Origin of the sequence: Nostocoides sp. (assembly GCF_035343835.1) — a bacterium.
GTDB classification, from domain to species: Bacteria; Actinomycetota; Actinomycetes; order Actinomycetales; family Dermatophilaceae; genus Nostocoides_A; species Nostocoides_A vanveenii.
Window position 1 is genome coordinate 1 of the sequence record NZ_DAOQZV010000031.1, and the last position, 20,615, is coordinate 20,615.

Sequence of the window (20,615 nt, forward strand, 5' to 3'; positions counted from 1 at the left end):
CGGGGCCATGCCCGCGGTGGAGATCGTCGACGCGGCGCTCGCCGAGCACGCCCGGATCCGCTTCGCGAGCGCGACCCCGCGGGGCCGGCGACGACGAGCACCGAGCGCCCCTGCCGCGCCAGGTCGGCCGCAATGTTGACGATGGTCTGCGTCTTGCCCGTGCCCGGCCCGCTGTCGACGACGACCGTGCGCCGGCCGCGCACCGCCTCCAGGACCGCAAGCTGACTCGGGTCAGCATCCAGCACCGTCATCTCTTCGGGGTTCGCCGCGTCCTGAACTCGGGCGGGCTGCGGCCCCCCGATCGAGCCACGCGCCAGCCGGCCCACGATCGGGTGCGCCGGCAGAGTCGGGGTGATGCGGTTGAAGTCCGCGGCCGCCGAGAGCTTGGCGTAGTGGAAGGTGGTCAGCCACAAATCCGGGGCGATCGACCACCCCGGCGGGCCGGTGAAGGCGCGGCCGAGCGCTTCATACGCGCTGCCTGGGTCGAAGCCACTGGAGCGCATCGACATGCGCACCAGCACATCAAACGGGATGTCGGCGCCGCCGGCATTGACCAGGTAGCTGCGCAGCGCCGGGTTGAACTCCAACTCCCCCGTCGCGACGACGACGAAGTCGCCCTGGGCGGCGTCCTCGGGCACCAGTTCGCAGCGTCGCAAAAAGACCGGGGCGTTGGGACGCGGGCCGCGGGCCACCGACCAGCTGGCCCGCCCAATCGCCAGGAAACTGCCCGGCACCCCCCGCTCGCGGGCGAGTTCGAGCTGCTTGGCGCGGATCGCCCGCGCCCGGGAGAAAGCCCGGGCCTGCGCCGACGCTTCGCGGTAGAGCTCGGTCAGGCGCGTGCTCTTGCCGGCGAGCAATTTGGCCAACCCGCCGGGGTGGGCATGGGTGATGTCGAGCGCGATCGCGTGGTCGCTCCAGAGCAAGGTGTTGGGCCCGCCATGCCGCGTCACTTCGGCTCGCCACTGGACCAAGCGCTCGGCCACCGGATCCCCGGTTTCGGGGGTCGCTGGAGCGTGGGAGGCGGACACGAGGGTCAGGCTAACCAATCCCGGAGTGAGGCGAGAATCGCGGTCAACGCACCGCGGTCGCTGCGGCCTCCGAGCGCCGGATCAGCAGGCCGAGCAGCACGACCGCGACGGCGAGCAGGGCACAGAACTGAGCCAGGCGGGCATACCCCCATTGGTCGACGACGACCCCGGCGAGCGCGCCGCCAGAGGCGGCCGCCATGCCCATGACCAGGTCCGACACGCCCTGGGCGCCGGCCCGCCTCGGGATCGGGATGCTCGCGACGAGCAGGGCCGAGCCGCTGACGAGGGTGGCCGACCAGCCGACACCGAGGACGAACAGGCCCAGCGCCAGATCGTGGGAGTAGCCGATCGCGCTTCGGCCGGCGAGGAAGGTCGCGAGTAGGAGCAGCAGTCCGCCACCAATGGCGACGCGTCCGGCGCCCACCCGGTCGACCGCGATCCCCATCAGCGGGGAGAGCGCGAACATCCCGAGAATATGGCCGCTGATGACGAAGCCGACGATCTCTAGGGAGGCATGGCCGTGCACCATGTGCAACGGGGTCATGACCATCAGGCTGACCATCACCATGTGGCCGAGCGCGGTCACACCCACCGCGGCTGTGGCCCGCCGCGACGCGCGGATCGCACTCAGCCCGCGGCGCACCGAGCCGCGAGCCGGCTCCTCGTCGACGGGGGCCAGGGCTCGCGCGAGCAGGAGCGGGTCGGGGCGTAGCCGGGCCCACATGACGACCGCGCCGACGGTCAGCACGATGGCGCCGATGACGAAGGGTCCGGCGAGTTCGTCGACCCCGAGGGCGCGAGCCAGCGGCCGGGCGGGAGCCGTCAGGTTCGGCCCGAGGATCGACCCGACCGTGGTCACCCAGACCACCAGGCTCAGGTCGCGCCCGCGGTGGGCGGGCAGCGCGAGGTCGGCCGCGGCATACCGGGCGGCGCTATTGGCGGCGGTCGCGCAGCCGAGCAGCACGCAGCCGGCCAGCAGCAGGGCGAAGGAGCCGGCGACCGCAGCGGCAACGATGCCGAGCGCGCCGAGGACGGCAACCGCATACGCGAAGGTCAGGCTGGGGCGTCGGCCGGCGCGATGGGCGAGCGCGGCGACCGGAATGGCAAAGAGAGCGGCGCCCAGGGTCTGGAATGTCCCGCCGAGTCCGGCGAAATCTGTTCTGCCCGATATCTTTTCGGCGAGGATGGAGCCGACGGTCGCGCCAGCGGCCAGGCCGACACCGCTGAGCACTTGGGTGACCATCAGCGTCCGGACCGTATGCCGTTGGGCCGCCTCCCGGTCCAGGGTCACCGTCACCCGCCCACCCTAGGAGTGCGCTGCACCCATGACAAAGCTCATGGACCGAAGGTGACGGGCGGCCCAAGACGGCACGGTCGCCCGGCGCGAGGGTTGCGCCATGACCACCGCAACCCTCGCTCCCCACCGCCCCGCCATGGGCGCGATCGGTGCTCCCGCGATCGCCCTGACCGGGCTCACCAAAACCTTCGGCACGGTCCAGGCCGTCCGCGGGATCGACCTGCACGTCGCCCAGGGCGAGGTGCTCGCCTTCCTCGGCCCCAATGGGGCCGGCAAGACCACGACCATCGACATGGTGCTCGGACTCGCCGAACCCACGAGTGGCTCCGCCGAGGTGTTCGGCTTCGAACCGGGGGAAGCCATCCGTCGCGGCCTGGTCTCGGCCGTCATGCAGACCGGCGGGCTCCTAAAGGACCTGACGGTTCGCGAGACCATCGCCTACACCGCGTCGCTCTTCCCCAGCGCCCGGCCCGTCGATGAGGTGCTGGCCGCGGCCGGCCTGACCGATCTGGCCGGTCGCTCGGTCGGCAAGTGCAGCGGCGGCGAGCAGCAGCTCCTGCGCTTCGCCATGGCCCTGGTCAGCGACCCGCAGCTGCTGATCCTCGACGAGCCGACCACCGGGATGGACGTCAACGCCCGGCGTGCCTTCTGGGAGCACATCCGCGCCGAGGCCGCCACCGGCCGCACGATCATCTTCGCGACGCACTATCTGCAGGAGGCCGACGAGTACGCCGACCGGATCGTCCTGGTCCGCAGCGGTCGCATCGTCGCCGACGGCACGCCGGCGCAGCTGAAGGCCCAGGGCAACGGGCGGACCGTCCGCGCCACCTGGCCCGGTGTCAGCGCCGACGATCTGCGCGATGTGCCCGGCATCGACCACGCCGATATCCGCGGGGACATCCTCACCGCCTCGGCGACCGACTCCGACGCCCTGGCCCGTCACTTGCTCCTCCACACCCCCGCCCACGACCTCGAAGTCACCGCCCGCGGCCTCGACGAGGCCTTCATCGCGCTCACCGCGACCGAAATCGAAGAGAACTGACATGACCACGACAGTGATCGACCCCCGTGCCCGTCGCGCCCCCCTCGGCGGCGTCAGCCCCACCCTGGCCGGCATCGAGCTGCGCCGAATCCTGCGCAACCGGCGCACGATGATCTTCACGCTGATCTTCCCGGTCGTGATGTTCCTGTTCATCTCCGCCCAGATCAAGGGCGCGGACGACTCCATGGGCCCGAGCGTGATCGCCAATGTCGGCGCCTACGTGATGGTGAGCATGGCGGTCTACGGCGCCGTCATGGCAACCACTAGCGCCGGCGCGTCGGTCTCCGTCGAACGCGCCTCCGGCTGGTCGCGCCAGCTGCGGCTGACGCCATTGCGGCCCACGGCATACGTGCTGTTGAAGGTGGTGCTCGCGCTGGTCGTGGGCGCCTTGGCAACCAGCGTCACCTTCGCGGTCGGCGAGTTGACCGGCAGTGCCCACCTCGGCGCGGGCTCCGCCCTCCTCTCGGCCGGGCTGATCATCCTCGGCTCGCTCGTCTTCGCCGCCTTCGGACTGTTCATGGGGTATCTGCTGCCGAGCGAGAACGCGATGCAGTTCCTCGGGCCGGTGCTGGCCGTCCTGTCGATCTTCGGCGGCATCTTCAGCGCTCCGATCGACCCGTCCTCGACTTATGGCCGGATCGCCTCCCTCACACCGATCTACGGCCTCTCGCAGGTCGCCCACTGGCCGCTCACGCTGACCACGTCCGGCACTCATGATCCCTTCGACATCTCGTGGGTGATCAATATGGTCGCCTGGGGGGCAATCTTCGTCGCGGGGGCGGTCTGGCGCTTCCGCAAGGACACCGCCCGGGTGTGACACTGTCCCGTATGACGCGGCTCCCGGCCCTGTCCTCGCTCGAGGGCGAGGACCGGGACCGCGCAATTTCGCACCTGGCTCGGCTCGCGCTCGTCGGTGTCTGGCTGATCTTCTTGTTGGAGCCGTTAGCGGCGGCCTGGTCGGCGCGCTCGGGCGTACGCGGGCAACTCGGCCTCGCCGCCACCGTCCTTTTCGCACTGCTCTATATGTGGCACTTCGAGAGGTCACGCGCCTTCGACGCGAATACCGACGGCCTCGTCGGTCAGCGGGTCACCTCCCGACGATGGCCGCGGTATGCCGTTCTGGTCGCCCTGACCGTCGCCGTCACCTTGCTCATCGGGCAGCCGGGCACGGCGACCTGGGTCTTCCTAGCCGTCTCCGGCCTGTGGACGATGCCCATGCCCTACGCCCTGGCGATCGGCCTGGCACTCGCGGGGGGCTACGAGACGCTCGTGCGCGTCCTGGACGGGTGGAATCGGCATACGGGCGTCTCGTTGTCCATCGTCATGGCGATGCTGGCGGTGAGCGCGGGGCGGCTCGCGATGCGCCGCACGGCCGATCTGTCGGCGGCTCGCCGCGAGAACGCCCGGCTGGCAGTGGAGGAGGAGCGGCACCGGCTGGCCCGGGACATCCACGACATCCTCGGTCACTCCCTGACCGTCATCACCGTCAAGGCCGAGCTCGCCGGGCGCCTCCTTGACGCCGACGCCGAGCGGGCGCGGGCCGAGATCGCCTCGGTGGAGGCGTTGGCGCGGGAGGCGTTGGCCGATGTGCGCGGCGCGGTCGTCGGGGTGCGGGAGATCTCCCTCGCCGGTGAGTTGGCGTCGGCGCGACAGGCCCTGACGGCGGCCGGCATCACCCCGCGCCTGCCGACGGCCGTGGACGCGGTTGACCCCGGGCTCAAGGAACTGTTCGCCTGGACGGTGCGCGAGTCGGTCACCAATGTGGTGCGCCACTCGGGGGCGTCGACCTGTCGAATCGACTTGGAGCCCAAGCGAATTGTCGTGCGCGACGACGGCCGCGGAGCGCACGGCGGCGCCCAGGGCAGTGGCCTGCGCGGGCTGCGCGAGCGGGCGCGTTTGGTCGGGGCGAGCGTGACGACATCGTCCGCCGACGAAAACGGATTCGAGGTCGTCGTCGCCGGGAAGTAGCGTTGACCGCGAGGGGGTTGCGATGACAATTCGCGTTGTCCTGGTCGACGACCAGGCTCTGGTCCGGGGCGCGCTTGCCGCGCTGCTCGACCTCGAGATCGACCTCACGGTCGTCGGCGAGGCGTCCTCGGCGACCGAAGCGATCGCCCTGGCGGCGTCGGTGACACCCGATGTCGTGCTGATGGATGTCGACATGCCCGGGATGGACGGTATCGAGGCGACCGCGGCGCTGCGTGCCAGCGGTTCGCCCGCGCGGGTGCTGATCGTGACCACCTACGGCCGCCCGGGCTACTTGCGGCGGGCCCTACAGGCCGGTGCCTCCGGATTTGTCGTCAAGGACACCCCGGCGCGGCTGCTCGCCGACGCCGTGCGGCGCGTTCATACCGGAATGCGCGTGGTGGACCCGGCGCTGGCGATGGACTCGCTGATCGCCGGCGATTCACCGCTGACGGCGCGGGAGGCGGACGTGCTGCGGGCTGTCCTGGACGGCGGGTCGATCACCGATATCGCTGCGGCCGTGCACCTTTCGGAAGGAACGGTGCGCAATCACCTGTCCAATGTCATCGGCAAGACGAATGCCCGCAATCGCGCCGACGCCGCTCGAGTCGCCCAGGAGAACGGCTGGCTCTGACGCCACTGCGCCGCGTCACGGTCCCCACCAGTAGGCATCGACGGTCATAGCTCAGCCGCCTCCAATGGTGGACGTGAGCGCCTGCGCGCTCTCGACGGGACTCGAACCGAAGGCCAGCGCCAGCCCGAGCCCGATCATCACCACGGCGATGAGCGCGTCCAGGGCTCGCCACGCGCTCGCCCGGGCGAAGATGGGAGCGAGCAGGCGGGCACCGAAACCGAGCCCCGTGAACCACACAAGCGAGGCAGTCACCGCACCCACGGCGAACCACCAGCGCCACGCTCCCTGGGTCGCGGCCACCGAGCCGAGGAAGACGAGCGTGTCCAGATAGACGTGCGGATTGAGCCAGGTGAAGGCCAGAGTGGTCAGCAGCGCCGTCCGCAGGGCCGTCGGCCCGCCGCCGGTCACCGCTTCCAGGTGGTCGGCCCCGCGGGCCCGGCGTGCTGCCAGCAATCCGTAGCCGATCAGGAAGGCCGCCCCGATGATCCGAACCACGGTCAGCAGCGTGGGCGCCGCCGTGACCAGGGCCCCCACCCCCACCACACCGGCCACAATAAGGACGGCATCCGAGACCGCACAGATCGCGACGATCGGCAGCACATGCTCGCGCTTGATGCCTTGCCGCAGCACATAGGCGTTCTGCGCGCCGATGGCGACGATCAGCGCAGCGCCGGTGAGCAGGCCGGTCAATGCCGCGGTCCAGGGCGATTCCATGAGGTGACGGTAGGCGCCGCAACACCATCAGCACCAACGCAGATTCCTTATGAATCATTAGCATTACTGTATGGAAGCGTCCCTGGATCAGCTGCGCACCCTCGCCGCCGTCGTGGACGAAGGCACCTTCGACGCCGCGTCCGCGGCGCTGGGCGTCACCCCGTCCGCGGTCAGCCAACGGATCAAGGCGCTGGAGACGAGCGTCGGCCGGGTGCTGATCACCCGGACCAAACCCGTGCGGGTGACCGGCCCCGGAGCCGCGGTGCTCCGGCTCGCCCGCACGACGACACGGCTGGCCGACGACACGGCATACGACCTCGGGCTGGGGGGCGGCGCGGGCTTCGCCCGCCTGCCCATCGCCGTCAACGCCGACTCGCTCGCAACGTGGTTCCTCCCCGCGCTCGCGCGGATGCCCGCGCGACAACGAGCGGTCTTCGATGTGCACCTCGACGACCAGGACCGGACGTATGAGCTGTTCACCTCCGAGTCCGTGCTCGCGGCGGTGACATCGATCGATCGGCCCGTCGCCGGCTGCGCGGTCACCCCGCTGGGGTCGATGCGCTATCTCGCGGTGGCCTCCCCCGACTTCGCCGCCGCCGCGCTGCCCGACGGCCTGACCGACGCGGCGGTGGCCGACGCGCCACTGATCGTCTTCAACCGCAAGGACACGCTTCAGCACCGGTTCATCCAGCAGGTGACTGGCGAATCCCTCACGCCACCAACGCATTTCCTGCCCTCGACGGCGGACTTCCTGAACGGCATACGGCTGGGCATGGGGTGGGGGATGGTCCCGGAGCTCCAGGCGGAGGGTGAAATGGCGCGCGGCACGGTCGTGGCGCTCGCGCCCGATCGGCCGATGGACGTGCCGCTGTTTTGGCAGGTATGGCCGCTGGACTCGCCGCCCCTGCGCGCCCTGACCGAGGTGGTCCTCGCCGCAGCCGACGTGCACTTACGGCCCACGGCGTCGCACGGCGTCCGCGGGTGGGGTCCAGCGACGAGGGCCTAGGTTGGGGTCATGGCCAAGCCGACTGCCGCCGAGGTGATCGCGGGCGACCGCGCCGTGCGCGTGTCTTCTCCCGAGCGCGTCATCTACCCCGCGACCGAGACCACGGCGGAGGTCACCAAGGTGATGGTCGCGAAGTATTTCGCGTCGGTCGACGACGGCTTGATGCGGGCCCTGCGTGGCCGGCCGACCGCCCTGGAACGCTGGACCAAGGGCGTGCTGCCCGGGATGAAGCTGGGAACTGGCCGGCCGGGCGAGCAGGCCGACGCGTTCTACCAGAAGCGGGTCCCAACTGGGGCGCCGGACTATCTGCAGTCGTGCGAGATCACCTTTCCGTCCGGGCGCACGGCGCGCGAGGTGTGCCCCACCGAGATCGCTGTGCCGGTGTGGTGCGCGCACATGGGGACACTGACCTTCCATCCCTGGCCGGTTCGGTGCGCCGACGTCGACCGGCCGGACGAACTGCGCATCGATCTCGATCCGCAGCCCGGGACGACCTTCGGCGACGCGGTGCGCGTGGCTGGCGTGGCCCGAGAGTTGTTGTCGGATTTGGGGATCCGGGGCTTCGTGAAGACAAGCGGTAATCGCGGCGTACACATCTTTGTGCGCATCCGGCCGGACTGGGAGTTCCTCGACGTCCGGCACGCCGCCATCGGTTTCGGGCGCGCGCTGGAGGCGCGCGACTCCGGCGTGACCACCGCCTGGTGGAAGGAGGAGCGGGGGGCGCGGATCTTTGTCGACTTCAACCAGAACTGCCGTGACCGGACGATCGCCTCGGCCTATTCGCTGCGCCCGCTGCCGGGCGCGCCGGTCTCGACGCCGGTGACCTGGGAGGAGTTGGCGGGTTTGCGGGACCCGTCGGCCTTCAACCTGTTCACGGTTCCCGAGCGGCTCGTGGACGGCGATCCCTGGGCCGCGATCGATGACGAGGCGTTCTCGATCGAGCCGCTGCTGCGCCTGTATGAGGAGTCCGGACTCGGCGAGATGCCCTTCCCGCCGGACTACCCGAAGATGCCCGGCGAGCCGCCGCGCGTGCAGCCGAGCAAGAAGGTCGCCGCCCACTGGGATGCCGACGGAAATCGCCTGGCCGACTGACTCGCGCCGGTTCCGCTTCGCGGGGCCGAGTCCGCGAGGTCGCGGGGGCGCCAGGGCAAGGACGCGAGGACGAGGACGAGGACGCGAGGACGCGGCGTTGGGAGCGCACCGCGTGGCGGGTTGTCGGTGGTCGGTGGGACAGTGGTGGTCGTCCGGAAGCGGTGTTATACCCGCACCTTGTATAACGAACTATCCCTGAGGTATGCCTGTGCCGATCCCCAGCCCCTTCACCCCCGGAGCGCTCCCCCACGTCCTCGTCGGCCGGGTGCGCGAGCGCACCCGGATGGGTGACCTGCTCGCCCGGGTCACGACCTTCGGTGAGCTGGCCGGCCCACCCGTCGTGCTGCACGCCCCACGGGGTTTGGGCAAGACCTCCTTGCTGCGCGACACCGAGGACCGCGCGCGGGAACTGGGCTTCGTCACCGCCTGGGTGGCCTGCGCCAAGGGCAGCCCGATGCTCACCGAGCTGGCGAGTTCGGTGCGCCGCGCGCTGGTCGAGGCCGAGGTGCTCGACGACCGGTCGACCAAGCGTGTGCTGGAGTCGATCGCCGTCGAGTTCGCGATCTTCGGGGTGTCGCTGTCGACCGAGTTCGCGACAGCCCCGGCCGGAGCCGAGCTGCCACCGGCGGCGATCGGCGGGATGGAGCGGGTGCTGCACGAGGCCGCGGTGGCCGTGCGAGCACGCGGAGGCGCGGGCCTACTCGTCTTGATCGACGAGCTGCATGCCGCGCCCTATGCCGAGCTCGGCGTCCTGCTCAACGTCCTGCAGAATCTCGCGGGCCGGCGCGCCGAGAATCCACTGGCTGTTATGACGGCCGGCCTGCCGTCCACGCCCGAGATGATCATGCGGGCGGCGACCTTCGGCGAGCGCAGCGAGTTCATCGGGCTGGAACGCTTCGACGAGGCCGACTCGCGCCGGGTTCTGGAGGAGCCGGCGGGCGCGGCGTCAGTCGGCTGGGCGCGCGCCGCCCTCGACGCCGGACTCGCCATCGCCGACGGCAACCCCTACCTGCTGCAACTGGTCGGGGACTCGACCTGGCAGGCCGCGGGGCCGGAAGCCGGCGACGTGCTCGAACTCGATGACGTCGACGCCGGCTCCGACGGCATGCGCGGCCAGCTCGCCGCGATGTGCCGCGCCCGGTGGGATTCGGCGTCCGAGCTGGAGCAGGCCTTCCTCTCGGCGATGGCCGAGTATGCCGACGAGATCGTCCCGCGCGACCACATCGCCACCACCATGGGCCGCGAGTCCCGGGCCATCAGCGTGCCGCGGGCGCGCCTGATCGACCGGGGCGTGATCGAGGCCGCGGGGCGCGGGCGTCTGCGCTTCACCCTCCCCGGCATGGGCGCGTGGATCCGGGAGTTCCAGGCCGGCTGACCCGTCCGGGTCCCCGCGTCCTCCGTCGAGAGGCCGGTTCAGCCCCGTCGAAAGGCCGGTTCAGCCCCGTCGAGGGGCCGGTTCCCTGTCTGTCGAGAGGCCGGTTCCCTGTCTGTCGAGAGGCCGGTTCGGCCGCGGGTTGCGTCAGCGCGTCCAGCGGTAGCCCGTGGGCTCGCCCGCGCCGAGGTCGACGATCGCGGCGACCGGGCCGCCACCGTCCGGGCCCTGGTGCGCCGCCGACACCGAGACGAAGACCGCCGGGTCGCCGGTGACCGATGCGGTGACGCCGCCGACAGCGCTCTTGATCTGGCGGTGCCAGTGCACGTCGGAGTCGTCGAGCATGGCGTTGCGTCGACCGTGGACGGTCCCGTCGGTCGAGGTCTCGCACTTGAGGAAGACGTTGACCAGCCGGCCGTCGATGTCGCTGGAGTGCGGCCGCTCGGGCAACTCGAGCCCGGCGTCCTTGATCGCCGACCAGATGCCATCGGCGTCGAGGGCGTCGCGCATCACCGAGTGCCCGATCCGGTAGCGCCCACCGATGCCCTTGGCGTTGCCGACCACCACGACCTGCGCCTGGTCCAGTTCGACACCGGAGGAACAGGAGGCCACCGAGGAGTACTTGTCCCGGTTGTGCATGACGTCGGCGTCGACGATGTCCGTGGCTTCACCCAGCGCCTTGGCGATGCCGAGAGCGGTGCATCCATTGGAGAGATCCATCGACTCGTGGGTGTGCTCGGTCCAGACGCGGTGGCCGCGCGACTTCGCGTCGCGGATGGTGTGGATCGTCAGCAGCGGCGTCTTGGTCTGGACGTAATGCACATCAGCGGGGTCGGTGATCCCGGCCCGCTCCATCGCGACGAGCACGGCGTCGGCGACCTTGTCGACCATGCCGACATACCCGATCTCCTCCGGCGCGATCGGCTCGCTCATCGCGAAGCCGACGGTCAGCCGCAGGTCGTCGGACGCCTCGGCCTGGTCGGCGGGCACAGTGGCAAAGATCGTGGCGTGCGGGCTGATCACGCCGTCGGTGCCGCCGGACCAGACGATCGGGACGCCCTTGACCTGCTCTTCGGGCGCGCCATTCTTCATCAGCACCTCACGGAAGGCCCGGTCGGCGATGATGCGCGTGTAGTCGTTGACACCGCCATTGCCCTCGGTCTTGCCGATGATCGCGATGACCCGGCTGGGGTCCATGACCCTGTCGTCGATGAGCTTCTGCAACTCCGAGGCGTCAGCGACCGAGTGGATCGGAACCTTGCGAACTTCGATGGGCTCAGGCACGTGCGTGCACCTTTCTCATTGGGACAGAACCGATTTCATTTCCGTATGACGGTGCCGACACTGCCGTCGGTCGCCTCCACCGCGTCGGCGATGCGTTCGAGTGAGGTGACGATACTGCGCTCTCCGCCGGCCGTGACGAACCGCATGGCGGCCTCGACCTTGGGCCCCATCGAGCCGCTGGCGAACTCGCCGGCCTGGGCATACGCCCGCATCTCGGCGAGGCTGACCGCACCGAGTGCACGCTGCTCCGGCGTGCCCCAGCCGACCATGGCGTTCTCGACATCGGTGGCGATGACCAGGACGTCGGCGCCCAGCGCGCCGGCGAGAACGGCAGCGGTGAGGTCCTTATCGATGACGGCTTCCACGCCCTGCAAAACGCCCTCGGAGTTGCGCACGACCGGGATGCCGCCGCCGCCCGCCGCGACGACGAGATAGCCGGCGGCCATCAGGGTGCGGATGGTCGGCGTCTCGAGCACCTCGACCGGCTCGGGTGAAGCGACCACACGACGCCACCCCTTCTCGCCGCGGTCCTCCCAGACCTGGCCGTGATCGATGAGGACCAAGGCATCGGCATACGGCAAGTAGCGGCCGACGGGCTTGGTGGGCCGAGCGAAGCCGGGGTCGGCGGGGTCGACCAACGTGCGCGAGACGAGCGCGGCGGCCGGGTGCTGCAGTCCGCGGTCGCCCAGCTCACTCTCGAGCGCATCAAGGATGGTGAAGCCGATCGTGCCCTGCGTCTGCGCGCCGCACCAGTCGAGGGTGACCGGTGGGACGACGCTCGCGGCGAGTTCGTTCTTGACGAGCAGGTTGCCGACTTGCGGACCATTGCCATGGGTGAGGACGACCTCGTGCCCACGCGCGAGCACCTCTGCGACGTGGGACATGGCGATCCGGATGGCGTCGCGCTGCGCGGCCGGCGTGGCGCTGCCGTCCGGGCCGGTCATGGCGTTGCCGCCGAGCGCGATCAGGATCTTCATGTCCCCGAGCCTAGAAATCCGGGCGCCGTGGCGGCGTTGGCAGCACCTGCCCAGGGGTGCGGCATCCGTTGGCAGATTCGCGCAATGCCCCCAGCCCGGACCGGCTTGTTCACCCGAGCCGGCGGTAGCGGTCGTGGCGAGCGGCCAGCCGCGAGGCGGCCCGCATCTGCGTCAGCCGAGTCAACTCGCCGGCGATCGCCTGGGCCATCCGCCGGCAGAACTCCGCCGGCTCGTCGGCGGCATCGGGGTGCTCCGCCACGACCCGGTCCACGATGCCGTCGGCGAGCAGGTCGATCGAACGGATCCGTTGTTGGGCAGCGATATGCGGGGCGTGCTCCGTCGTGCGATAGAGAATCGCGCTCGCGCCTTCGGGAGGCAGCGGCGAGAGCCACGAATGTTGCGCCGCAATGACCCGGTCGGCGGGCATCAAGGCGATGGCGCCGCCGCCCGTGCCCTGCCCCAGGAGCACGCACAGGGTCGGCTCGGCGTGCGCCACCAACTCGGCCAGGCAGCGGGCGATCTCGCCCGCGAGACCGCCCTCCTCGGCCGCCTTGGACAAGGCAGCGCCGGAGGTGTCGATGACCGAGACGAGCGGCAGATCCAGCTCGGTGGCGAGCTTCATCCCGCGTCGGGCGACGCGTAATCCGCTGGGGGACAATGGTTTATCGACGGTCTCCAGTGCGCCACCCGGGCCCGGGGTATGCCGGCGGTCCTGGCCGAGGACGACACACGGCATACCGCCGAAGCGCGCGAGCGCGAGGAAGAGCGAGCGATCCCACTCCCCCGCGCCCGTGCCGTGCAGCGGGATGACATCGCTCGCGCCGAGTTTGAGCAGTTCGCGCACACCCGGTCGCTCGGGGCGGCGGGTGCGGACGATGGATTCCCAGGCCGGGATGTCGGGCCAGGGCGTGGGCTCGCTCTCGGGGATCGCCGATCCCACGCGAGGAGCGAGCACGAGGTCGAGGAAGCGCTCTGCGGTGGCGGTGAGTTCGTCGACGGGCAGGATCGCGTCGAGCAGGCCGTTGGCATAGAGGTTCTCCGCAGTCTGGACGCCGTCGGGAAACGACTGACCGTAGAGCGCCTCGTAGACGCGCGCCCCGAGGAAGCCGATCGTGGCGCCGGGCTCGGCGACGGTGACATGGCCGAGCGAGCCCCAGGACGCGAACACACCGCCGGTCGTCGGATGCCGCAGGTAGGTGATGTAGGGCAGCTTGGCCGCCTTGAAGGCAGAGACGGCTGCGGTGATCTTGACCATCGTGGCAAAAGCCGGGGTACCTTCTTGCATCCGCGTGCCACCCGAGGCGGGGCCGGCGAAGAGCGGCAGCCCCTCGCGGGTCGCCCGCTCGAAGGCAAGAACGATGCGTTCGGCGCTGCTGCGACCGATCGACCCCGCGAGGAAGCGAAACTCCCCGGCTATCAACGCAACTCGACGTCTCCCGATCCGGCCCTCGCCGGTGATGATGGACTCGTCGGTGCCGGCTCGCTGCGCGGCTTCGGCGAGTTCGACGGCATACGTGCTGTTCGGTTCGGTGACCGAGTGCACCGCGCCGTCCCACGAGACGAAGCTGCCCGGGTCGAGCACGGCGTCAAAGAGTTCGCGGGCCCCGAGCCGGGTGCGCGGCTCAGCCATCGGCCGGTCCCTTAAGCCACTCCCGGATCGGGTCCGAATGCTCACCGAGACCCGGCGGGGGCAGGTGCGTCTCGCGCCCACCGGAGAAGTCGTTGTCGCCGAAGCGAAGGGGCGATCCGGGGATGGTGATCTCGCCGAGCACCGGGTGGTCGACCGTCATGAGCAGGTGCTGGCTGGCGACCTGATCCCACTGATAGACCTCCTCGATGCTGCGGACTTTGCCGGCCGGCACTCCGGCAGCGGCGCAGCGTGCGAGCACCTCAGCCGCGGTATGCACCGCGAGGGCGGCGTTCACCACCGCCACCACCGCGTCCCGGTTTTCCACCCGCTCACGGTTGGTCGCCATGCCCTCGGCGGCCGGATCGATGTCGAAGGTGGTCGCGAACTTGCTCCAGAGACTCTCGGCCGCGCAGGCGATCTGGACAGGGCCGTCGGCGGCGTGGAAGAGGCCGTAGGGCGCGATCGAGGGATGGTGATTGCCTTGCGCCCGACCGACTTTGCCGCCGACGAGGTAGTTGGTCCCGTGCATGGCATGGGCGCCGATGACGGATGCGAGCAAGCTGATCCGCACGACGCGCCCGCGGCCGGTGCGCTCGCGGTCATACAGGGCGGCGACGACGCCGAAGGCGCCGTTCATGCCCGAGAGGAGGTCGCCAATGGGGACACCGACGCGCTGGGGATCCTCGGGTCCGGATCCGGTGACCGACATCAGGCCGGCTTCGCCCTGCGCGATCTGGTCGTATCCGGCCCGGCCGCCCTCGGGTCCGTCGTGCCCGAATCCGCTGATGGACAACACGATCAGCCGTGGGTTGAGTTCGTGGAGGTGACTATTGCCGAAGCCTAGGCGGTCCATGGCGCCGGGCCGGAAGTTCTCGATGAGCACGTCGGCGCGCTCGACGAGCCGGGTGAGGATGTCACGTCCGTCGTCCGATTTCAGGTCGAGGACGATCGACTCCTTGTTGCGATTAGCGGCCAGGAAGTAGGTCGAGATGTCGTGATCGGGTCCGACGAATGGGGGCCCCCAACCGCGGGTGTCGTCGCCGCCCGCAGACTCGACCTTGATGACGCGTGCACCCAGGTCGCCGAGCATCATGCCGGCCTGCGGTCCGGCCAGGGCGCGGGAAAGATCGATGACGATGATGCCGTCCAGGGGTCCGGTCACCGAAATGCTCCTTTGCTTGGGTCCGTGCTACAGCAGACTAGGGGCGCCGGCGCGGCCACCCCCGTGGCACTGTGGGACAACCCACCCCGGCCACTCCTGGCAGCATTTGCTGACGCCCCAGACCGCCGGCCACCCCCCTCGAGAATGGCAGCGTTCTGATTCCCTTGCGGGGTTCGACGCCGCGTGCAGGGATATATCCGTGCACGCGTCGACACACTAGGCAAGCGTCACCGAACGTTGCCCTTCTCGGTAGGGAGCGGGCGACCGGACGTAGGGCTCAGATCCAGTCGAACTCGTTGGCGTTCGATCCGTCCCCGGCGAGCCGGGCATAGCCCGGGCCCCGGTCGAAGAATGGCTCTTCGCGTTGGGCGGAACGGATTTCGGCACGCAGGGCATCGCTTGCCGCGGCGTCGATGTGCACACCGTCGCCGTCCAGCCGCGCCACCGCGCCGTATGCCGTTCGGGCCCCGTCAACAGAAACCTTGCCCCAGCGCAGATCGCGCTCGACCTCGTCATACGGCCGGTCGAGGGGGTCCCCCCAGCCACCGCCACCGGTGGTCCGGATGCGCACGACCTGGCCCGCGCGGATCGGCTCGGCATCGGCGAGGGCGTCGACATCGCGCTCCTCGGGGCCACCCGGGTCGATGGTGACGTGGAAGGGCGCCCCCGCCTTGCCGCCCTTCAAGCCCCAACAGGCCAGGATCGAGCGGTCGGCGATCGACATGAAGTGGGCGTCCTTGAGCATCCGGATGTGCTTCTCATAGCCCAACCCACCCCGGTAGCGTCCGGCGCCACCCGAATCGACGGCGAGCCCGAGACGTTCGACCAGGAGTGGGAAGCGGCCCTCGGTGAACTCGGTCGGCAGGTTGCGCGAGTCGGGCACGACGTGGATGGTGTCCTCGCCGTCGGCGTAATAGCGCCCGCCCGAGCCGCCGCCGAGGACCTCGCGCATGAGGTAGTCATTGCCGTCGCGGTCGTGCCCGTAGACGCCGGTGTAGCGGATCGTCTCCTGGTCCGCGGGCATCCGTCCGTCGACCGCCTTGGCGACCACGCCGGCGAGCACCCCGAGCAATCGCAGGATCACGAAGGTGCGGGCATTGGTCGGGCCGGGGTGGATCGGCGTGAGCAGCGTGCCCTTCTCGGGGAAGCGCATCTCGATCAGCGGCACGATGCCCTCGTTGACGTCGAGCTCGGCCATGCGCTCGGGGGTGTCGGCGAGATTGCGCAGGATGGGCGCCAGCCACTTCTTCAGGAAGTTGCCGCCGACATAGTCGCCGCAGTGGTTGATCGGTCCCTTGGCCTGCGGCGCGGTCCCGGTGAAGTCGATGATCAGCCGCGGTCCGGCGGGCCGCCCGTTCTCCGGGTCCGCCGGCGCATCGCTGACTTTGGTGAGCGTGATGCGTTGCGTATGCAGCATGGGTGCGTCGACGCCGTCGTGCTCGGCGTAGTCCTCCCAGACGTAGGTGCCGTCGGGGATCTTCGCGAGGATCTCGCGCCGGTAGGTCTCGGTCGTCGCGTCGAGGATGGCGTCGAAGGCAGCCTCGATGTGGTCGCGGCCGTAGCGTGCGAAAAGCTCGGACAGGCGCCGCGCGCCCATCAGGCAGGCGGAGCACTCGGCGTCGAGATCGGCGGCGAGCGAGTCGGGCATCCGGGAGTTGCGGGTCATGATCCGCAGCGCGGCCTTGTTGGGAACGCCCTTGTCCCACAGCTTGATCGGCGGGACCGCGAGGCCTTCCTCGTAGACGCTCGTCGCGCCGCTCGGCATCGAGCCGGGGCAGCCGCCGCCGATGTCGTCGTGATGCCCAAAGGCCTGGACGAAGGCGACAACCTCACCGTCGTGGAAAACCGGCACGGTGACGCAGAGGTCGGGCAGGTGCCCGATGCCGCCCTCGGACTCGTAGACGTCGTTGTGGAAGAAGACATCACCTTCGGCCATCTCGGCCAGCGGGAAGTCCCGCGCGACCGGGTGGACGAGTGCGCTGTAGGAGCGGCCCGTCAGCTTGCGCAACTGCCGGTCGTGGATGCCGGCGCGGAAGTCATGGGCGTCGCGGATCATCGGGCTTCGGCTGGTGCGCCCGATCGCCGTCTCGACCTCCATCTCGACGCTGGCGAGTGTCCCCTGGACGATCTCGACAAGGATCGGATCGACCGTGGTCCCCTCCGCGGTCAGGCGGCCGCCGTGCTCGTATGCCGTGGGCAGCCCCGCCGGATTGACCGGCCTGGCCGTGACATAGGCCTTCTCGACAGTGGTGCTCATCGGGCGGTCTCCTTCGCGATCACCAGATTGCCGAAATCGTCAACGCGCACATCGAATCCGGGGTGGACCGGAATCGTCGAGCCGAACTCCTCGATGATCACCGGACCGGAAAGCTGCGCGCCCGCAACGAGATCGGAGCGTTGGACGATAGGCGTGCGCCGATAGCCTTCGTCGGCATCGAAGCACACCTCCCGGTAGGGAGGTTCGGTCAACGTCCATCGGCCCGGGGCCGGCATTCGCTGGATCTCCGGCCGGGTGATCGGGCCGATGCCGGTGACGCGGAGGTTGACCCACTCGACCTGCTGCGTCGGGTCGTCGCGGAAGTCGTAGCCGTAGAGCTGCCGGTGCGCGGCGTGGAAGGCATCCGCGATGTGCGCTGCGTACGTCTGGTCGACGGCACCCTCGGGTGCGGGGACGCGCACCTCGAAGGCCTGGCCGACATACCGCACGTCAATGGTGCGCTGGAAGCGGTGATCGGCCTGCGCGAAGCCCTCCTTCTTAAGGGCGGTGGCCGCCTTGGCGGTCAGGTCGTCGAGGATTGCTTGGATCTCGGGGAAGTCGAGCGCCGACTGCTTGCGGACGTGGGTTTGAACGTAGTCGTTCTTGACGTCGACGGTGAGCAGGCCGAAGGCGCTGACATTGCCGGGGTTCGGGGGGACAACGACGCCGGCGAGGTCGAGGATGTCGACGAGGCGGCACGCGAGCAGCGAGCCCGAGCCGCCGAAGGTGGTGAGCATGAAGTCGCGGACGTCGAGGCCGCGCTTGACGCTGACCTGGCGCAGGGCATTGGCCTGGTTCCAGGCCGAGATCTCGAGAATGCCTGTGGCACAACGCTCGAAGTCGAGACCCAGTCGCTCGGCGAGGCCGTGAATGCCGCGGCGGGCGGCGTCCACGTCGAGCGGGATCTCACCGCCGAGCAGGTGCGGAGGGATGCGACCGAGGGTGACGTGGGCGTCGGTGATGGTCGGCTCGGTGCCGCCCTTGGCGTAGCACAGCGGCCCTGGGTCGGCGCCCGCGCTCTGCGGGCCGACCTTGAGCGCGCCTTCCGGCGAGATCCAGGCGATCGAGCCGCCACCCGCGCCGACGGTGACGACGTCGATCATCGGGATCTTGCTCGGGTAGGCCCCGACGCTGCCCTCGGTCGTCAGCGTCGGCTCGCCGTCGAGGACGACGGACACATCGGTGCTCGTGCCGCCACCGTCACAGGTCAGGATCTTGGGGAAGCCGGCGACCTTGGCGATGAGCGCCGCACCGAGCGCGCCGGCTGCCGGGCCCGACAAGACGGTGGTGATGGGCTGGTGGACGACCTCGTCGGCCGAGAGCACGCCGCCATTGGACTTCATGACATAGAAGCCACGGGTCGGAGTCGCCCCCCCGTGCACCCTGCCAACATCGTCGAATTCGCTTCGCTCGTCCTGCTGCTCCCACATCTGGCGCAAGCGCGAGCTGATATTGGTGACATAACGCGAGACATTGGGTTTGACGGCGGCGTCGACCAGCGTGGTCATCGATCGCTCGTACTCGCGATACTCGCGCAGCACCTCGGAGGAGATCGAGACGACGGCCTCGGGGTGCTCACGGCGCAGGATGTCGCGCATGGCCAGCTCGTGGGCGTCGTTGGCATAGGAATGCAGGAAGCAGACGCCGAGGGTGGTGATGCCCTGGTCCTTGAACCAGCGGGCCGCCGCAATGGCACCGGCCTCGTCGAAGGCCCGCACCTCGTTGCCCTCGAAGTCCATGCGCCCGCCGACCGTGCGCACCCGGTCGGCCGGGACGATGCGATCGGGCTTGACCCAGAAGTAGGAGTTGCCGTAGCCATCGGGCACCGACTGCCGAGCAATCTCGAGCATGAACTCGTAGCCCTCGGTGGTGATGAAGCCAAGCGCCTCGACCTTGCCTTCGAGCAGCTTGTTGGTGGCGACCGTGGTCCCGTGCGAGACGGCGGTGATGTCCTCGCCGCTCGCGCCCATCAGACCGAGGATCTTTTCGATCCCGGCGATGAAGCCGTCCGCCGGGTTGCCCGGCGTGCTGGGGGTCTTGGTGGTCACCAGCTCGCCGCTGACCTCGTCGAGGGCCACCACATCGGTGAACGTCCCGCCGGTGTCGATCCCGATCCGGATGCGTCGCTGCGCCGTTTGAGTCACGGCACGATTCAACCGGCCGTATGCCGCCCCTCGCCTTGGCACTGATTGCCAACCAGTCCCGCGCTCCTGGGCAAGGTTGCCCGACGTCAGTGGGGGAAGCTCGTCTCGGCCGGGGCGCTCAGATCGTCCAGGTGCTTGGCGATCAGGTCGAGATTGCGGTCGCGCAGGTGATCGAAGGCCTGGCCGATGTTGGACCCAGGCGTCAGCGAGGCCATCGCCTCCGCCGGGTCCAGCCGGGCGCTGACCCAGCCCTCGTGGGTCGCCGCCTTGGCGACGATGTGCCCGATCGGGGTGACGATGTGCGAGTTGCCGAAGTAGAGCACGCCCGCCGGGTCTGCCCCGACCGCATTGGCACCGATCAGATAGACGTGGTTGTCATAGGCCCGCGCCCGCGAGGTCAACTCCCAGATGTCCGCCGAGCGCAGGAGCGCGGACGGCCGGCAGATGACCTCTGCCCCCTGCACGGCCTGGATCCGCGACAACTCCGGATAGTCGCCGTCGAAACAGATGATCATCCCGATCCGGCCGAGGTCGGTGTCACACACCGCGACGGTGTCGCCGGGAGTGACCCACCCCCCGCCGGTGACGATCTCGGAGCAGAACGGGTGCGTCTTGCGATAGACACCGAGCAGCGATCCGTCGCGGTCGATCAGCACCGAAGAGTTGTAGACGACGCCGCGCTCGGGGCCGCGTTCATAGGTGCCCACGCAGACGACGACGCCCAACTCGCGCGCGACCGACTGGAGCGGCTCGATCATCGGGCCGGGCAGGTCAGTGACCAGATCCCACAGCGCCTCGGTGCTGCAGTCAGGGGTGAAACCGGTCGTCGCCGACTCCGGCAGCACGACCAGTTCGGCCCCCGTCGCCGCCACGCAATCGCGCGTGAACGCGACGCATTTGGCGAGATTCGCCTCGATCGACTCCGGCGTGAGCGGCCCGGGGACGGGTGCGATCTGGACGGCGGCAGCGGTGAAGGCTCTCATCGCGTCACCGCAGCCCGCGGATGGCTGC

General features: G+C 69.7%; 16 protein-coding genes and 1 pseudogene. 7 read left to right on the top strand and 10 right to left on the bottom strand.

From position 1 onward, the window contains the following. Positions 1 to 1,028 (bottom strand): annotated as a pseudogene (locus tag PKH97_RS03895) (DNA helicase); the annotation flags it as partial. Positions 1,029 to 1,071: 43 nt separating this feature from the next. Then, a complete protein-coding gene (locus PKH97_RS03900) occupies positions 1,072 to 2,325 on the bottom strand; it encodes an MFS transporter (protein WP_324386094.1) in 1,254 nt (417 codons plus the stop codon). Positions 2,326 to 2,425: 100 nt separating this feature from the next. On the opposite strand from PKH97_RS03900, the gene PKH97_RS03905 reads away from it, so the two are divergent. Genes PKH97_RS03905 through PKH97_RS03920 form a run of 4 tightly spaced genes read left to right on the top strand, consistent with a single transcriptional unit; the run spans position 2,426 to position 5,966 of the window. Next, a complete protein-coding gene (locus PKH97_RS03905; RefSeq protein WP_324386095.1) occupies positions 2,426 to 3,367 on the top strand; it encodes an ABC transporter ATP-binding protein in 942 nt (313 codons plus the stop codon). A gap of 1 nt (position 3,368) precedes the next feature. Beyond that, complete coding sequence (locus PKH97_RS03910) at positions 3,369 to 4,184, top strand: ABC transporter permease (RefSeq protein ID WP_324386096.1); 816 nt, start codon at positions 3,369 to 3,371, stop codon at positions 4,182 to 4,184. 11 nt (positions 4,185 to 4,195) lie between these two features. Continuing rightward, complete coding sequence (locus tag PKH97_RS03915) at positions 4,196 to 5,335, top strand: sensor histidine kinase (RefSeq protein WP_324386097.1); 1,140 nt, start codon at positions 4,196 to 4,198, stop codon at positions 5,333 to 5,335. 22 nt (positions 5,336 to 5,357) lie between these two features. Continuing rightward, positions 5,358 to 5,966, top strand: coding sequence for a response regulator transcription factor (locus tag PKH97_RS03920; protein WP_324386098.1), 609 nt, complete (start codon positions 5,358 to 5,360; stop codon positions 5,964 to 5,966). A gap of 51 nt (positions 5,967 to 6,017) precedes the next feature. On the opposite strand, the gene PKH97_RS03925 is transcribed toward PKH97_RS03920, so the two are convergent. Continuing rightward, on the bottom strand, positions 6,018 to 6,680 hold the full coding sequence (locus tag PKH97_RS03925; protein WP_324386099.1) for a LysE/ArgO family amino acid transporter: 663 nt from the start codon (positions 6,678 to 6,680) through the stop codon (positions 6,018 to 6,020). Between the two features lie 70 nt (positions 6,681 to 6,750). Between PKH97_RS03925 and PKH97_RS03930 the strand changes: the two genes are divergently transcribed. From PKH97_RS03930 to PKH97_RS03940, 3 genes are all read left to right on the top strand, one after another. Next, the gene (locus PKH97_RS03930) at positions 6,751 to 7,686 is read left to right on the top strand and encodes a LysR family transcriptional regulator ArgP (RefSeq protein WP_324386100.1); all 936 of its coding nucleotides are present in this window, start codon (positions 6,751 to 6,753) and stop codon (positions 7,684 to 7,686) included. A 9-nt stretch (positions 7,687 to 7,695) separates the two neighbouring features. Continuing rightward, on the top strand, positions 7,696 to 8,778 hold the full coding sequence (locus PKH97_RS03935; protein ID WP_324386101.1) for a DNA polymerase domain-containing protein: 1,083 nt from the start codon (positions 7,696 to 7,698) through the stop codon (positions 8,776 to 8,778). Between the two features lie 202 nt (positions 8,779 to 8,980). Beyond that, positions 8,981 to 10,153, top strand: a complete 1,173-nt coding sequence (locus PKH97_RS03940; protein ID WP_324386102.1) for an ATP-binding protein — start codon at positions 8,981 to 8,983, stop codon at positions 10,151 to 10,153. Between the two features lie 144 nt (positions 10,154 to 10,297). Here the strand turns inward: PKH97_RS03940 and PKH97_RS03945 are convergent, their stop codons facing one another. From PKH97_RS03945 to PKH97_RS03975, 7 genes are all read right to left on the bottom strand, one after another. Beyond that, on the bottom strand, positions 10,298 to 11,434 hold the full coding sequence (locus PKH97_RS03945) for a ring-opening amidohydrolase (protein WP_324386103.1): 1,137 nt from the start codon (positions 11,432 to 11,434) through the stop codon (positions 10,298 to 10,300). 35 nt (positions 11,435 to 11,469) lie between these two features. Then, positions 11,470 to 12,411, bottom strand: a complete 942-nt coding sequence (gene arcC, locus PKH97_RS03950) for a carbamate kinase (protein ID WP_324386104.1) — start codon at positions 12,409 to 12,411, stop codon at positions 11,470 to 11,472. 109 nt (positions 12,412 to 12,520) lie between these two features. Then, a complete protein-coding gene (locus PKH97_RS03955) occupies positions 12,521 to 14,041 on the bottom strand; it encodes a carboxyl transferase domain-containing protein (protein WP_324386105.1) in 1,521 nt (506 codons plus the stop codon). Then, positions 14,034 to 15,203, bottom strand: coding sequence for a CoA transferase (locus tag PKH97_RS03960; RefSeq protein WP_324386106.1), 1,170 nt, complete (start codon positions 15,201 to 15,203; stop codon positions 14,034 to 14,036). The genes PKH97_RS03955 and PKH97_RS03960 overlap by 8 nt, the downstream gene beginning before the upstream one ends. Before the next feature lie 277 nt (positions 15,204 to 15,480). After that, a complete protein-coding gene (locus PKH97_RS03965) occupies positions 15,481 to 17,460 on the bottom strand; it encodes a hydantoinase B/oxoprolinase family protein (protein ID WP_324386107.1) in 1,980 nt (659 codons plus the stop codon). Further along, positions 17,457 to 19,604 (bottom strand): hydantoinase/oxoprolinase family protein, encoded by a 2,148-nt coding sequence (locus PKH97_RS03970; protein WP_324386108.1) that lies wholly within the window; start codon positions 19,602 to 19,604, stop codon positions 17,457 to 17,459. The genes PKH97_RS03965 and PKH97_RS03970 overlap by 4 nt, the downstream gene beginning before the upstream one ends. 86 nt (positions 19,605 to 19,690) lie before the next feature. Beyond that, on the bottom strand, positions 19,691 to 20,615 hold a 925-nt coding region (locus PKH97_RS03975), incomplete at its 5' end, for a carbon-nitrogen hydrolase family protein (protein WP_324386109.1).